The following is a 13,220-nucleotide window of genomic DNA, read 5'->3' as shown; positions in this document are numbered from 1 at the left end:
AGTAGGAGCATCCAACGTGACGCATGAACTCGCACGAACAATTTGGACGGAACTGGCGGGGCTCGACTTCAGTGTCAGCACCATCGACGCAGGTGGCATCCCCACCCGATCGCTTCGGGCAGGTAACGGTGCCGAGCACATCGTGTTCTTGCACGGCACCAGCGGGCACCTGGAAGCGTTCGTCCAGAACATCAAGCCGCACGCGGAGCGCTACACAGTTCACGCGATCGACATGCTCGGCCACGGGTACACCGGAAAGCCGGACTACCCGTACGAAATTCCGCGCTACCGGGATCACCTGCTCGCGTACTTCGATGCCGTCGGTATCGACAAGGCGCACATCGGCGGAGAGTCACTGGGCGGTTGGGTGGGCGGTCGGACCGCAATCGACAACCCCGATCGTGTCGCTTCGCTGCAGATGATCGCGGCCGGTGGAACAGTGGCCAATCCGGAGGTCATGGATCGCATTCGCACGAGTACGCGAAAGGCCGTCGAGACCGACGACGTGGAGTTGACGCGCCGTCGGATGCAGTTGCTGATGCACGATCCGGCCAACGCGAGCGAGGAATTGATCTCGGTTCGGCACACCATCTATCACCAGCCGGATTTCATCGCAGGTATCGACAATCTCCTGTCGCTGCAGAACATGGAGACTCGGCTGCGGAACATCCTCACACCCGAGGACCTCGCTCAGATCACCGTTCCCACCCTGGTCGTGTGGGGGCGCAACAACCCGTTCGGCGACATTCCGGAGGCACACGCGATGCACCAGAACATCGCCGGCTCCGAGCTTCTGTTGTTCGAGAACTGCGGCCACTGGCCCCAGCGTGAGCACGCGGACGAGTACAACGCGGCCAGCCTCGCGTTCCTCGAGAAGCACCCGATCGCATGAGTGGGACGATGCGCGCAGCCCGGGTGCACGCGTGGGGCGAAGCGCCGGTCGTCGAAGACGTCGACGTGCCGGTGCCGGTAGCGGGCGAGGCACTCGTCCGCGTCGAGGCCGCATCGGTAGCGCACCTCGACGTGACCGTCGCCAGTGGTGAGTTCGGTATCAAGCCGACGTTGCCGTACACCGGAGGCGTGGAGGGCAGCGGCGTCGTCGTCGAGTCCGCCGTGTTCGAGCCCGGCACCAAGGTCGTTCTGCGCGGCGGTGGCCTCGGACTGTTCAAGAACGGAACGTGGGCCGAGTACGTCGTCGTCAAGGACAAGGCTTTGGTCGAAGTGCCCCACGGTCTTTCACCCGAGGTCGCAGCGACATTCTGGGTTCCGACGACGACCGCCCGCGCTGCACTGGTCGACGTCGGTCGACTCGGTTCGTGGTTGCCCGACGTCGGCAGCGCTGCCGAGGAACACGTCATCGTGGCCGGTGCCGCCGGTGCCGTCGGCTCGATGGTCACCCAGCTGGCCCTGCGGTACGGAGCCACGGTGACGGCCCTCGTAGCCGACCGCGAGCAGGCGTCGCGGGTCCCTGACGGTGCCACCGCATTGGTCGCCGGTGACGACGAGCAGTTCGCCGTACTCGCCGAGCAGCGCGCGGCCACCCTGCTGGTGGACACACTGGGCGGGTCGAATCTCATCGTCAGATCCCGTTGGGTGCGCCCCGGCGGCCGCGCGGTATCGATCGGATACGTCACCGGCAACGACGTGTCGATCGGGCTGTCGAACTGGCTGCTCGACGACGTTGCGCTGTTGCCGGTCAACATGATTCGGCGCGAGGAGTCCGCGCGTGCCACGGTTCCCGAACTCGCTGCACTGTTGGCTGCAGGAGATCTGACGCTGGACTACGAGAGTTTCTCGTTGGACGAGACCGGGATTGCGCTCGACAAGCTCGGCGCGGGAAAGGTCCGTGGACGAGCGGTGGTCATTCCCAAGTGACGACCGTGAGCAGAAGGGACTCCGCCGACGAGGCCATCGAGCGCGTTCTCGCACATCTCACGCGAGAACGACTGCTCGCTGCCGTTCGGGCAATGGTGGACATTCCCAGCCCCACCGGCGGGGAAGCACCGCTGGCCGAGTGGATCACGTCGGATCTGGCCTCGGCCGGGGTCGACGCCGAGGTCCAGCGCATCGACTGTAGCCAGGCGAATGCCGTCGCGACCATCCCCGGCGGCGACGGACCGTCCCTTCTGCTCTACGCCCCGATCGACACGTTCACCACCGGTGATCCCGCGCTGGACATCCCCGGCGCGGCCGTGTCGTGGCGGCCGGATCTCGCACCGCGATCGGTGGTCTCGGGCGACATCGTCGAGGGACTCGGAGCCGGTAATCCCAAGGGCCACGGCGCAGTGGTGCTGGCTGTACTGCATGCGTTGCACGCAGCCGGCGTCACTCCGCCCGGAGACGTCGTGGGCGGCTTCGGAGCCGGCGGCATGCCGAGTTTCGCGGTGGCGGGAGTCGGTGCGCCGGACCGCACGAACACCGGTCACGGTGTCGGCGCGGGGTTCATGCTCGAACGTGGGTACACCACCGACTTCGCCGTCATCGCCAAGCCCGGTTGGACGGTGCTGCACGAGGAGGTCGGGCTCGTGTGGATCGACGTGACCGTGCACGGTGGACACACTTACGTCGGCAGTCGCCACCGCATTCCGTACAGCAACGCAGTTGCGTCGGCCGGCCGCGTGGCCGTCGCCCTCGAAGACTGGCTCGAGGAATACGCACAGCGCCATCGATATTCGACGATGACGCCCCAGGGAATTGTCTCGTCGATCAGCGGCGGCCTTCGCCGGCTCGCGGCGTCGACCCCTGCGGCAGTGACGCTTCGGCTCGATCTGAGGCTGACGACCCGACAGACGCCGGCCACGGTGCTGCGCGAAGTTCGCGCCATGCTGGCCGGGGTGAGCGAGCAGCTCGGCGTGGAGGTGTCGGCACGAGCGGTGGCGGCCATTCCGGCGACCCACACGCCCCCCGACTCACCGGTGATTCTGGCGGCGGTCGATGCCTTCGAGACGGTCTCCGGTTCACCGCACCAGATCATCATGGACAACAGCGGTGCCACCGACGCGAACATTCTACGCATGCGCGGTGTGCCCACGGCTCGGGTCGGAATGCCGAAAGTGGCTGCCGTTCCCGATGGTTCGAGCATCGACTTCACGCGTGGCATGAACCTGGTGGACGTCGGAGAGATGCAGCGGTTGGCAGAAATTCTGATCCGTACCGTGTTCCTCCTGCCCTCGAAAGACGACAGTGCCCGAGCAGGTTGACTGCGCCGCACCCAACGTCGCGAACTCGGTGCTGGGCAAAACGCGGTTGATTCTCGAAGCGTTTCGACTCGACGACGACAGCCTCACGTTGACCGAATTGGCGCAGCGCACCCAGATATCGAAAGCATCGGTACACAGGCTCAGCCGGGAACTCCTCGAATGGGGAATGCTCGAGCGGTCCGGTCTCGAATATCGCCTCGGTATGCGGGCTTTCGAGTTGGGGAGCCGCGTCCCGAGATTACGTGTTCTGCGTGACGCCGTCCGACCGTTCATGGAGACCCTGCATCACCGGACCCACGAGACAGTGCATTTGGCGGTGCTCGACGGCCACGAAGTTCTGTACCTCGAAAAGGTCGCCGGCGGCCCCGCTTCCGCCCGCCCGTCACGGATCGCGGGTCGGCTTCCGCTGCACTCGACGGCCACCGGGAAGGTGCTGCTCGCGTTCGGGCAGCCGAAGCTGTTCAACGATCTGCTCGCCAGGGGCCCGCTGGAGCGGGTGACCCCGGCGACGATCGTGCTACCCGGCATGTTGGCCGAGCAACTTCGCCGAGCGAGGGCCGACGGGTACGCCTCCGAACGGGAAGAGATGACCGCAGGCTACTGCTCGGTCGCTGCGCCCATCTTCGGGCCCACCGGCCTGCTGTTGGCGGCGGTGTCGTTGACTGCGTCGGCCGCCCGATCGGACCTGCCGCAGTTGGCCACGCTGGTGAAGTCGCTGAGCGACAACGTCTCTGCTACCGGCGTGGTCAACTGACTGCTAGCTCATCGACCCTCGAACTGCGCAGCACGCTTGTCGAGGAACGATCCGATGCCCTCGGCGGCGTCGCGTAGCTCGAGGTTGGCCATGACGTGTTGCTCCTCGACCGCCATGGCCTCGTCGATGGGCAGGTGCAGGCCGCGATCGATCACGGACTTCACCAAACCGATCGTGGCGGTGGGACGGTCGGCGAGTCGACGTGCTTCGCGGGCAACAACGTCCTCGAAATCGTCACCGGCGACCACGTCGACCAAGCCTTCTCGTAGAGCTTGCTCCGCCGTGAACTTGGTGGCGTCGATGATGAATCGTTTGGCCCGATGTGCGCCGACCAAACGGGGCAGCCGTTGCGATCCACCGGCACCGGGAAAGATCCCGAGATCTGTCTCCGGAAATCCGAACATGGCCTTCGCGTGCAGGATTCGCAGGTCGCAGGCCAGCGACAGTTCGGCACCTCCACCGAGTGCATGGCCGTTCAGCGCTGCGATCACCGGTTTGGGAGCCAGTTCGAGCAAGCGTTGCACCACCACCCATCGACGCATGTCCCGATAGGTATCGGGATCGAGTCGTTGCATGACCCGCAGATTCGCTCCACCGACGAAGATTCGGTCCTTGCCGCGAACCACCACACATCGCACCGTCGGGTCGTCCAGCACGGTGGGAAGATGTGTGATCATCGATTCGATCAGTTCCGGATCGACGATGTTGATCGGCCCGTGGTCGATCACCACGGTGACGATGTCGCCGTCGCGCTCGTAGCGGTGGCCGGTCGGTTCGGTACTCATGAAAGAACTCCTTCGTTGTGCAGGTCGACCAGCTCGTCCGGCGTCAGACCCAGCTGTTCGACGAGGATGTCGTCGGTGTGTTGGCCCAGAAGTGGTGCTGCTGTGCGTAATGCACCCGGGGTAGCGGACAGGTGGGCGACGAGACCCTCGTGCGCAACGGATCCCGCCAGTGGGTGTTCGAGGGTGGGGTAGAAATTGCGGGCGCGCAGCTGTGGGTCCGCGTCCACCAGGTCTCGTCCGTCGCGGACGGGATATGCGGCGATTCCCTGGCGCTGCAGGCGCTCCGCGAGCACGTCGGCGTCCGTCGTCGCGGCCGTCTGCGTCAGCGTTTCCCATGGATCATGCTCGACGGCCGTCCCGATCGACGTGAGCGCGTCGTTCAGCGCGTCGGAAGTGCAACTCCCGACCGCTATCCATCGATCGTCACCGAGACTCTTCAGGATTCGTGCCGAATCGGTCGGAACATTGCCTGCCACCTGACTTTCGAGAGCCGCGGTGCCCAAATTCGAGGCCATTGCTTCGAGCTGCGACAGGTCGACGTGGCCACCTTCACCGCGATAGAGCAGTTCGAGTGCGCCGATGACAGCCGAATTCGCAGCGACCATGTCGCCGAGTCCGAACGTCAGCCCCTGTGGATCGCGATCGGCCCGTGCTGTCTCCGCTGTCAGTCCGGACATGGCCGCGAGGGTGTCGGCGAAGGTCACGGCATCGCGCCACGGTCCCGTCTGGCCGGTCCCGGCCATGGACACCAACACGACGCCGGGGTTGATCTTCCGAAGTTGTTCGTAGTCGAGCCCCCATCGCGCCAGGACGCCCGGGCTGAAATTTTCCACGACGACGTCGACATCCGCGGCAAGGCGACGCAAGAGATCCTGGCCGGCTTCGGTTTTCAGATTCAACGCAACGCTTCTCTTGTTGCGGTTGAAGTTGAGGAAGTAGCCACCGTCGTCGAATCCGGCGTCGGGGCGCAGTCTCATCCCCGGCGAGAAGCGGGTGGGGTCCTTGCGGTGGTACGACTCCACCTTGAGAATGTCGGCGCCGTGTTCGGCGAATGTCTTGGTGACGTACGGGCCGGCCAGAACCCAGGTCAGATCGAGAACGCGGACTCCGTTCAGTGCGCCTGTGGTGCTCGCCCCGTCGGCCGGCGCGCGTTCGTCGCGATGTACCTCGGACGCGTCGTCGCGCGGGTTCGGTCGCGGAACGGCCCAGGCCTCGGCTGCCGTGACATCGCGAGGCTCGGCGAGGCGGACGGGTCTCGGTAGCGCGGGTGACTCCCAGCCGAAGCCGACGTCCCGGTAGCTGCCCTTGCTTCCACTGTGGACGAAGAACTGTCGATCCAGTAGCTGCGGATTGTCCAGCAGCGCAGGTGCGTTCGCCACCTCGGCCCAGGGCAATGCTCGACGACGGGCCTCCTCGGCGAACGGTCCGGCCGAGCGTCGACCGGTGAAGCGGGACACCACTGCATCCACATGCGCTCGCTCGCGCCACCGAATCTCGTTGTCCTGCCAGCGGTCGTCCGCCAGATCCTCGGCCTCGCCCTCTTCGACCATCCAGGCAAGAAGGTCCGTCCACATACGGGGGGATCCGGAATAACCGCCGGCGAGGAACCCGTCGGATGCCCGGAACACTCGGTGGGCGACGTGACCGTAGATGCCCGAGGTGCGCCCGGGAATCGTCCCGCCGTGGATCCACGAGATGGCACCGATCTCGAGGGTGGCCGCGACGGCCTCCTGCGCAGAGATCTCGACCAATTGTCCTGCGTTCGTTCGACGTCGTGCAATGAGGGCGAGCAATGCGCCGATCGCACCGTGGGTGCCGGCGAGTTGAGTTCCCTGCTCGCGTGGCGGTGGCTCGGGAGCCTGTCCGGCATCTCCGCAGAGCCACGCCATCCCGCCTGCTGCGGTGATCACGGTGTCGTCGCCGAGCCACTCTCGGCGTGGGCCCGAATTGCCGAACGGGGTGATCACCGTGTGCACGACCGCGTCCCACAGCGACGGCCTACTCTCGCGCAGAGCAAGGGTGCGAAGCCCGGGTGCGGGGCCGGACTCGAGTACTACGTCGGCCTGCGAGATCAGTTCGATCAACGTGGTGTCCGAGACGGTCCCCGAATGTCGAAGGACCTTCTTCCCGGCGTGCCAGTGCAGTCGGTCTGCCGCCGAATCCGAACTATCGTGCAGGGCTACCCGTACCACGTCGGCACCGAGGCCGACGAACACACGCGCGGCCTGGTATCCGAGCCGGTCGGTGAGGTCCAGTACGCGAATCGCAGGAACGGACAAGTGAAAGCTCCTAATCTTGTTGGTGCGCTTCGGCATCGAACGCGGAGGTCGGAATGCCGCGATCGCGCAGTGCGCGCCGGTTCAGTTTCTTACTGGCCGTGGTCGGCAAGGCCGTCTCCACGTTGACGTACCGGGGGACCGCGTGGCGCGGTAATTCCTGCGCGCAGTATCGAAGAAGATCGCGCGGGCAGATGTGTCGTCCGTGACGGGGGACGACGGCGAGCAGAACCTCGTCCTCGGTCAGCTCGGACGGCACGCCGACCGCAGCAGCCTGGGCAACGTCCGGGTGGCCGGACGCCACCCACTCCACTCGTTCGGCATCGACAGTCAAACCCCGGCGTCGGATCGTGTCTGCGGTTCGCCCCTCGTAGTAGAGCCACCCGTCGACCAGACGCCCGCAGTCACCGGTGACGAACCAACCGTCACGCCAGGCTTTTCGGGTGATGTCGGGTTCTCCGACGTATTCGGTGAAGGTCAGGTTCTCGCCACACGGCCGTACCTCGAGCGAGCCGGGCGTTCCGTCGTCCACCGAACGTCCGTCATCGTCCACCACGCGCACTCGATAATCGTCGACGACTCGACCGGCCGCGCCCGGGCGCGGCACCACATCGGTCGTGGCCACGTCACCGAGCTCGGTCGATGCATACGCCTGCCGTAGCTCGACACCGAAGCGCTCCGCCACGCTGTGGAACATCCAGTCCGGTGCAGGCCCGCCGTAGGCGCGCGAAATGGTATGAGCGCGATCGTCTTCGGTGGCGGGGGAGCGAAGCAGAATCGCGCACACCGCACCCATGAAGTTGAAGGCGGTGATGTGCTCTTCCCTGGCGGTACGCCAGAACCGTCGGGCGGAGAAGTCGTCGACCACCAGTCGGGCCCCGGACATCACCGCGGGTAGGAACGCCGCATGACGGGCATTGACGTGTTGCCAGGGAAACACATTGAGCAGGACGTCGTCGGAGCCGTAATGCATGGCGCGGCAGACACGTCGGGCCTGACCGAGCCCGACGCCATTGCACAGAAGAGCGCCTTTCGGGCGCCCTCCGGTGCCCGACGTGACCATGATCGCGGCCGGGTCGCCCGGGTACGTCCGATGACGCGACGGCGTGGTCCCGGTTCTGTCCGTCACCGCAGCCAGGCCGTCGACGTGGCCGTCGACAGTCATCGTTGCGACACCGACGGATTCGCCGAGCCGAATCAGATGCGGCTCCATGGCGAGCCGCGCCGGAGACGCGACAACGAGCACAGCGGAGCCCGCAGTCATCAGCTGACGAGCGACATCGGGATCCAGTGCCGTCGGGATCGGCAGCTCGATCGCTCCGAGCCAGGAGATGGCCGTGGTGAGTGTCGCGGCCGCGGGTCCGGACGAACACGCGGTCGCGACAACGCTGCCGGCACCGACGACACCGGCCATCGAGCCGGCCATGGCCAGGGCGTCCTCGAGTAGCCGACCGGCGCTGATGCTCGGCCCGCCGACGCGACGGATCACTTCACCGTCGGCGTCGGCGTGGGCGCGGAGCTCGACTGCCTCGGCCCACGAGGTCGGGTCGATCACGCCGGGAGTGCTTCCCTTTCGGCCACGAGACCGAGAGCGATGTCGATGATCATGTCCTCCTGGCCACCGACCAGTCTGCGGCGGCCACATTCCATCAGTAGGTCACGAACGTCGACTCCGTAGGCACTCGAGGCAGCCTCCGCATGCCGAAGGAAGCTCGAGTACACGCCTGCGTAGCCGAGCGTCAGCGTCTCGCGGTCGACGCGGACCGGTCGATCCTGAAGCGGACGAACGATGTCGTCGGCGGCATCCTGCAGCGCGAACAGGTCGCTTCCGTGAGTCAGTCCGGTCAGGTTCGCAGCGGCGATGAAGGCTTCGATGGGGCAATTGCCTGCCCCGGCTCCGTGTCCGGCCAGCGACGCGTCCACTCGGTACGCGCCGTTCTCGACCGCTACCAGCGAATTGGCAACGGACAGAGACAGATTCTCGTGGGCGTGGATGCCGATCTGGGTTTCCGGTTCGAGCACGTCGCGGTAGGCGCGAACTCGAGCCTGGACGTCGCCCATCGTCAGGCGACCACCCGAGTCGGTGACATATACGCAGTGGGCACCGTACGACTCCATCAACTTGGCCTGCCGTGCCAGAGCCTCGGGTTCTGCCATGTGCGACAGCATCAGAAAGCCGGACACATCCATCCCGATCTCGCGGGCCGCCGCAATGTGCTGGGCGGAGATGTCTGCTTCCGTGCAGTGAGTGGCAACGCGTACCGACCGGACCCCGAGCTCGTATGCCCGCTTCAGATCGTGGATCGATCCCACACCGGGGAGCAGGAGAGTGGTGAGGGTGGCGCGCTGGATCACCGACGCGGCAGCCTCCAACCATGCCCAGTCACTGTGCGATCCCGGCCCGTAGTTCAGCGACGAACCTGCCAACCCGTCGCCGTGCGCCACCTCGATCGCGTCGACGCCGGCAGCATCGAGAGCGACGACGATGCGGGCAACGTCGGTGGGGGACATGCGGTGCCGAACGGCATGCATACCGTCCCGCAACGTGACGTCCTGGACGTAGATGGGGGTGCTCATCGGAGTGCCACCTTTCGGCTTGCGATGCGTTCGGCGACCTGGATGCCGGCGGAGGTCATGATGTCGAGATTGCCTGCGAAGGCGGGGAGATAGTCTGCAGCGCCTTCGACTTCGAGAAACACCGAGACCTGATGTGTGGGCCGCGGTGCGGACGGGTCGGCAAGCAACGTCTCGACGGGCTGATCGTCGGGGACCGGGACAACCTGGACCTCCTGCTTCAACCGATAACCGGGCACGTAGGCGGAGACATCGGCCACCATCGCGGACACGGATTCGCGGATACGTTCGGTGAGAGCACCACGACCGTCGTCGGTCACGAGGGCAAACACGGTGTCGCGCATGATCAATGGCGGCTCGGCCGGGTTGAGCACGATGATTGCCTTACCGCGTGCTGCGCCGCCGACGGTCACGATCGCCGCGGATGTGGTCTCGGTGAACTCGTCGATGTTCGCGCGGGTTCCCGGCCCCGCAGATCGGGATGCGATCGACGCCACGATTTCGGCGTAGTCGACGGGAACGACGCGGTTGATGGCCGCGACCACCGGAATGGTTGCCTGCCCACCGCAGGTGACCATGTTGACGTTGCGTGCGGCGATGTGGTTTTCGAGGTTGACGGCCGGGATGACGTACGGCCCGATCGCGGCCGGGGTCAGGTCGATCATCGTCTTTCCCAATGGTTCGAGCCGAGCTGCATTGGCCTGGTGGGTTTTTGCCGACGTCGCGTCGAACACGATGTCGATCTCGTCGAACCCGTCGAGCTCGATCAATCCCTCGACTCCACGATGGGTGACGGGTACGCCGAGTGCTCGGGCACGCGCGAGGCCGTCGGAGTCGGGATCGATCCCGACCATGGCACCCATCTCGAGTACCTCGGAGCGGCCGATCTTCATCATCAGATCGGTCCCGATGTTCCCGGATCCGATGATGGCGACTCTGGTGGCGATTGGCATGGGCTTACCTCACTCACGGACTGCGGCGTCACTGCCGTTGTGGCAGAACTGCTCCAGCTTCACAGCTGAACGGCGATCGACGCACGAATCGGGTCCGTTGAGCGATACGGCCTATGCCAGACGTTGCGCAGGGAAGACGCTCGGCGTGCTCATGGCCGCGTGGGTGTGCTGCCGCGTGATGGCGTGCGAGGCGAGCCGCAGTGCGTTGATCAATGCGGCGTCACCGGTGTGGTCCACCGGCACGGTCAGGGACAGTGCCGCAATGGCGTTGTCGCCGGAATCGTAGATGGGCACGGCGAAGCTCTTGTATCCGACCAGAGCCTCTTCGCGCTCCGTCGCCAGGCGCTGATTACGGATCGACACCATCTCGCGGCGGACGGCGTGCATGCTTCGCGCGCTCTGCGCGGTCAGCCGTGGAAAGTCGCTCTCCACCAATTGGTCGAGCAGCCGATTGGAGTCGGGAGCCATTGCCAGAAGCAGCTTTCCGGACGCTGTACACGTCAGTGGGAGACGGCCGCCGACACGGGAGAGCGAGTGCACGCTTCGCGTTCCTCCCAGCTTTTCCAAATAGCACGTGTGCGTGCCCTCGCGAACCGCCAGGTGTGCGGTTCCCCGCGTCGACGCGACGAGATCGACGAGGACCGGCCGGCCCACTCGGCGAAGCAGAGATGTGCTGCCTGCGCGCTGACTCAGGGCGAACACGCTGAACCCGATTCGGTACTCGTGACCGACCCGCTCGAGCAAGCCGAGTGCCACCAACTCCTGTGCCAACCGATATACCGACGGCTTGGGAACGCCACTGCGCTCACAGAGGTCGACCAGACGAAGCGAGTCGCTGTCACCGTCGAAGGCCGAGAGTATCGAGAAGGCCTTCCCGAGGACAGAGTTGGGCGGAGCCAGCGATGAGTCCTCATCCAGGTCGAACGGGTGTGCCAACACGGACATGGTTGCCTCCTGCGCTCACGGGTGACGGATGTGCGGCCCATCACATCCACCATCATTATCCAGATGGATAACAATGTCCAGCCCGGTGAGCGGATCGAAACGCGTTGTTTACGACGCGTCGAATATCTGGGGTCGGTTCGGTCACCGAAACTCCCCGATACGGCGTCGCTCCGCGGCTGGCACATTGGACCGTCGAAGTCCGATATGGCGCTCGCCGAACGAGATGTTGAGGGAACACATGCACAACACGCAATTGCTCATCGCAAACGAGTGGGTCGATGCCTCCGATGGCCGTACCGGCGAGACCGTGGACCCGGCTACCAACCAGGTGATCGGACGGTTCGCCGAGGCCACGATCTCGGACGTCGACGCTGCGGTGGCCTCCGCACGTGTGGGGTTCGAGTCCGATGCCTGGCAGGGGATGAGCCCGGATGCCCGAGGGCAGCTACTGTGGCGGATCGCCGACTTGCTCGACCGAGACGCCAAGGAAATAGCGGCACTCGAAACCGCCGACCAGGGGCAGCCGACGTTCATGAGCGTCGGCGTCAACCTGCCGCTGACCGCTCAGGTCTTCCGGTACTACGCGGGCTATGCCACCAAGATCGAGGGCACCGTCTCACCCGTGTCCATTCCCGGGAACCTCAGTTTCCAGCAGCGGGTACCGGTAGGTGTCTGCGCGCTGATCACCCCGTGGAACTTCCCGCTGGCCATTGCTGCGTGGAAGTTGGCACCGGCACTGGCTACGGGCAACGCGGTGATCCTCAAGCCTGCCGAACAGACGCCGCTGTCGACCATGAAGCTGGTGGAACTGTGCCTCGAAGCGGGAGTGCCCGCGGGCGTGGTCAATCTGTTGACCGGAGGACCCGAAGTCGGTAAGGCGCTGGTGTCCCATCGCGGTGTCGACAAGGTGTCGTTCACCGGATCGACCGAAACCGGGCAGCACATCGTTCGAGCCTCGGCCGGAAATCTCAAGCGCGTATCGCTCGAGCTCGGGGGCAAAGCCCCCAGCATCATCGCTGCCGACGCCGACATCGACGCTGCCGTCGCAGGCAACCTGCAGGGCGCTGTGTTCAACACGGGTCAGGCCTGTGGTGCCTACACCCGGTTCTTCGTACACAGCTCGCGCGCAGAGGAATTCACCTCCAAGATCGCCGCGGCAGCCGACGCGTTGCCGATCGGTCCGGGATTCGACCCGTCGACGGTCATCGGCCCCCTGGTGTCCCAGGAACATCTCGACCGAGTGCATTCCTACGTCGAATCCGGTCGGTCACAAGGAGCCGAATTGGTGACGGGCGGAAGCCGCGTCCAGGGCGATCTGGCCGACGGATTCTTCTACAAGCCAACGGTATTCGCCGGAGTGCGCGACGACATGACCATCGCCCGAGAGGAAATCTTCGGGCCGGTGCTGTCGGTCATGGCCTACGACGACGAGGACGAGGTCATCGCTCGGGCGAACGATACCGAGTACGGGTTGGCTGCGGTGGTGTGGACCAAGGCACTCGACTCCGCACTCACACTCCCGCCCAAGTTGCGCTTCGGCACGGTGTTCGTCAATCAGCTGCCCCTGCTGGACCCGGCATCACCCTGGGGTGGTTTCGGGATGAGTGGCTGGGGCCGTGAATTCGGTTCCCATTCGATCGATGCCTACACCGAAGTCAAGACGACGTTCATCAACCTCGCCTAGCCGGATGAGCGGCTTCGCTGCACGTGCACGGAAACTCGGTCTCTGCTAC

The 13,220-nt window shown here is 65.2% G+C and carries 11 protein-coding genes; 5 read left to right on the top strand and 6 right to left on the bottom strand.

Going from position 1 to position 13,220, the window contains the following annotated elements:
- Positions 1–16 precede the first annotated feature (16 nt).
- From J2X62_RS02090 to J2X62_RS02075, 4 genes are read left to right on the top strand one after another with little or no spacing between them, the layout of a single operon-like run.
- Complete coding sequence (locus J2X62_RS02090; protein ID WP_310176916.1) at positions 17–892, top strand: alpha/beta hydrolase; 876 nt, start codon at positions 17–19, stop codon at positions 890–892.
- On the top strand, positions 889–1,875 hold the full coding sequence (locus J2X62_RS02085) for an alcohol dehydrogenase catalytic domain-containing protein (protein WP_310176913.1): 987 nt from the start codon (positions 889–891) through the stop codon (positions 1,873–1,875). Before J2X62_RS02090 ends, J2X62_RS02085 begins: the two co-directional genes overlap by 4 nt.
- Before the next feature lie 5 nt (positions 1,876–1,880).
- On the top strand, positions 1,881–3,200 hold the full coding sequence (locus tag J2X62_RS02080) for a M20/M25/M40 family metallo-hydrolase (protein ID WP_310176911.1): 1,320 nt from the start codon (positions 1,881–1,883) through the stop codon (positions 3,198–3,200).
- Positions 3,184–3,954 (top strand): IclR family transcriptional regulator, encoded by a 771-nt coding sequence (locus J2X62_RS02075; RefSeq protein WP_310176907.1) that lies wholly within the window; start codon positions 3,184–3,186, stop codon positions 3,952–3,954. Before J2X62_RS02080 ends, J2X62_RS02075 begins: the two co-directional genes overlap by 17 nt.
- Positions 3,955–3,962: 8 nt before the next feature.
- Here J2X62_RS02075 and J2X62_RS02070 read toward each other — a convergent pair whose 3' ends face one another.
- The 6 genes from J2X62_RS02070 to J2X62_RS02045 all read right to left on the bottom strand — a co-directional run bounded on the left by J2X62_RS02070 (position 3,963) and on the right by J2X62_RS02045 (position 11,487).
- Positions 3,963–4,739, bottom strand: a complete 777-nt coding sequence (locus J2X62_RS02070; RefSeq protein ID WP_094693255.1) for an enoyl-CoA hydratase/isomerase family protein — start codon at positions 4,737–4,739, stop codon at positions 3,963–3,965.
- Complete coding sequence (locus J2X62_RS02065; RefSeq protein WP_310176904.1) at positions 4,736–7,018, bottom strand: CoA transferase; 2,283 nt, start codon at positions 7,016–7,018, stop codon at positions 4,736–4,738. The genes J2X62_RS02070 and J2X62_RS02065 overlap by 4 nt, the downstream gene beginning before the upstream one ends.
- A 10-nt stretch (positions 7,019–7,028) precedes the next feature.
- Complete coding sequence (locus J2X62_RS02060) at positions 7,029–8,570, bottom strand: AMP-binding protein (protein ID WP_283548591.1); 1,542 nt, start codon at positions 8,568–8,570, stop codon at positions 7,029–7,031.
- Positions 8,567–9,592 (bottom strand): 4-hydroxy-2-oxovalerate aldolase, encoded by a 1,026-nt coding sequence (gene dmpG / locus J2X62_RS02055; protein ID WP_032385610.1) that lies wholly within the window; start codon positions 9,590–9,592, stop codon positions 8,567–8,569. Before dmpG ends, J2X62_RS02060 begins: the two co-directional genes overlap by 4 nt.
- Entirely contained in the window at positions 9,589–10,542 is a 954-nt protein-coding gene (locus J2X62_RS02050) for an acetaldehyde dehydrogenase (acetylating) (RefSeq protein ID WP_310176897.1), read from the bottom strand. The genes dmpG and J2X62_RS02050 overlap by 4 nt, the downstream gene beginning before the upstream one ends.
- Before the next feature lie 111 nt (positions 10,543–10,653).
- On the bottom strand, positions 10,654–11,487 hold the full coding sequence (locus J2X62_RS02045; protein WP_048319529.1) for an IclR family transcriptional regulator: 834 nt from the start codon (positions 11,485–11,487) through the stop codon (positions 10,654–10,656).
- A gap of 238 nt (positions 11,488–11,725) precedes the next feature.
- Here J2X62_RS02045 and J2X62_RS02040 point away from each other — a divergent pair, with 238 nt between their 5' ends.
- A complete protein-coding gene (locus J2X62_RS02040; RefSeq protein ID WP_032385791.1) occupies positions 11,726–13,171 on the top strand; it encodes an aldehyde dehydrogenase in 1,446 nt (481 codons plus the stop codon).
- The last annotated feature ends 49 nt before the right edge of the window (positions 13,172–13,220 follow it).

This window comes from Rhodococcus sp. 3258 (assembly GCF_031456475.1).
Classification (GTDB): Bacteria; Actinomycetota; Actinomycetes; order Mycobacteriales; family Mycobacteriaceae; genus Rhodococcoides; species Rhodococcoides fascians.
The sequence above is the reverse complement of the archived record's forward strand: the minus strand, read 5'-3'. Positions and strand labels throughout refer to the sequence as shown.

Bases quoted from the DNA above. Each gene is read 5' to 3' on its own strand.
- J2X62_RS02050 (WP_310176897.1), bottom strand. From the start codon at position 10,542: ATGCCAATCGCCACCAGAGTCGCCATCATCGGATCCGGGAACATCGGG.
- J2X62_RS02045 (WP_048319529.1), bottom strand. From the start codon at position 11,487: ATGTCCGTGTTGGCACACCCGTTCGACCTGGATGAGGACTCATCGCTG.
- J2X62_RS02070 (WP_094693255.1), bottom strand. From the start codon at position 4,739: ATGAGTACCGAACCGACCGGCCACCGCTACGAGCGCGACGGCGACATC.
- J2X62_RS02040 (WP_032385791.1), top strand. From the start codon at position 11,726: ATGCACAACACGCAATTGCTCATCGCAAACGAGTGGGTCGATGCCTCC.
- J2X62_RS02085 (WP_310176913.1), top strand. From the start codon at position 889: ATGAGTGGGACGATGCGCGCAGCCCGGGTGCACGCGTGGGGCGAAGCG.
- dmpG (WP_032385610.1), bottom strand. From the start codon at position 9,592: ATGAGCACCCCCATCTACGTCCAGGACGTCACGTTGCGGGACGGTATG.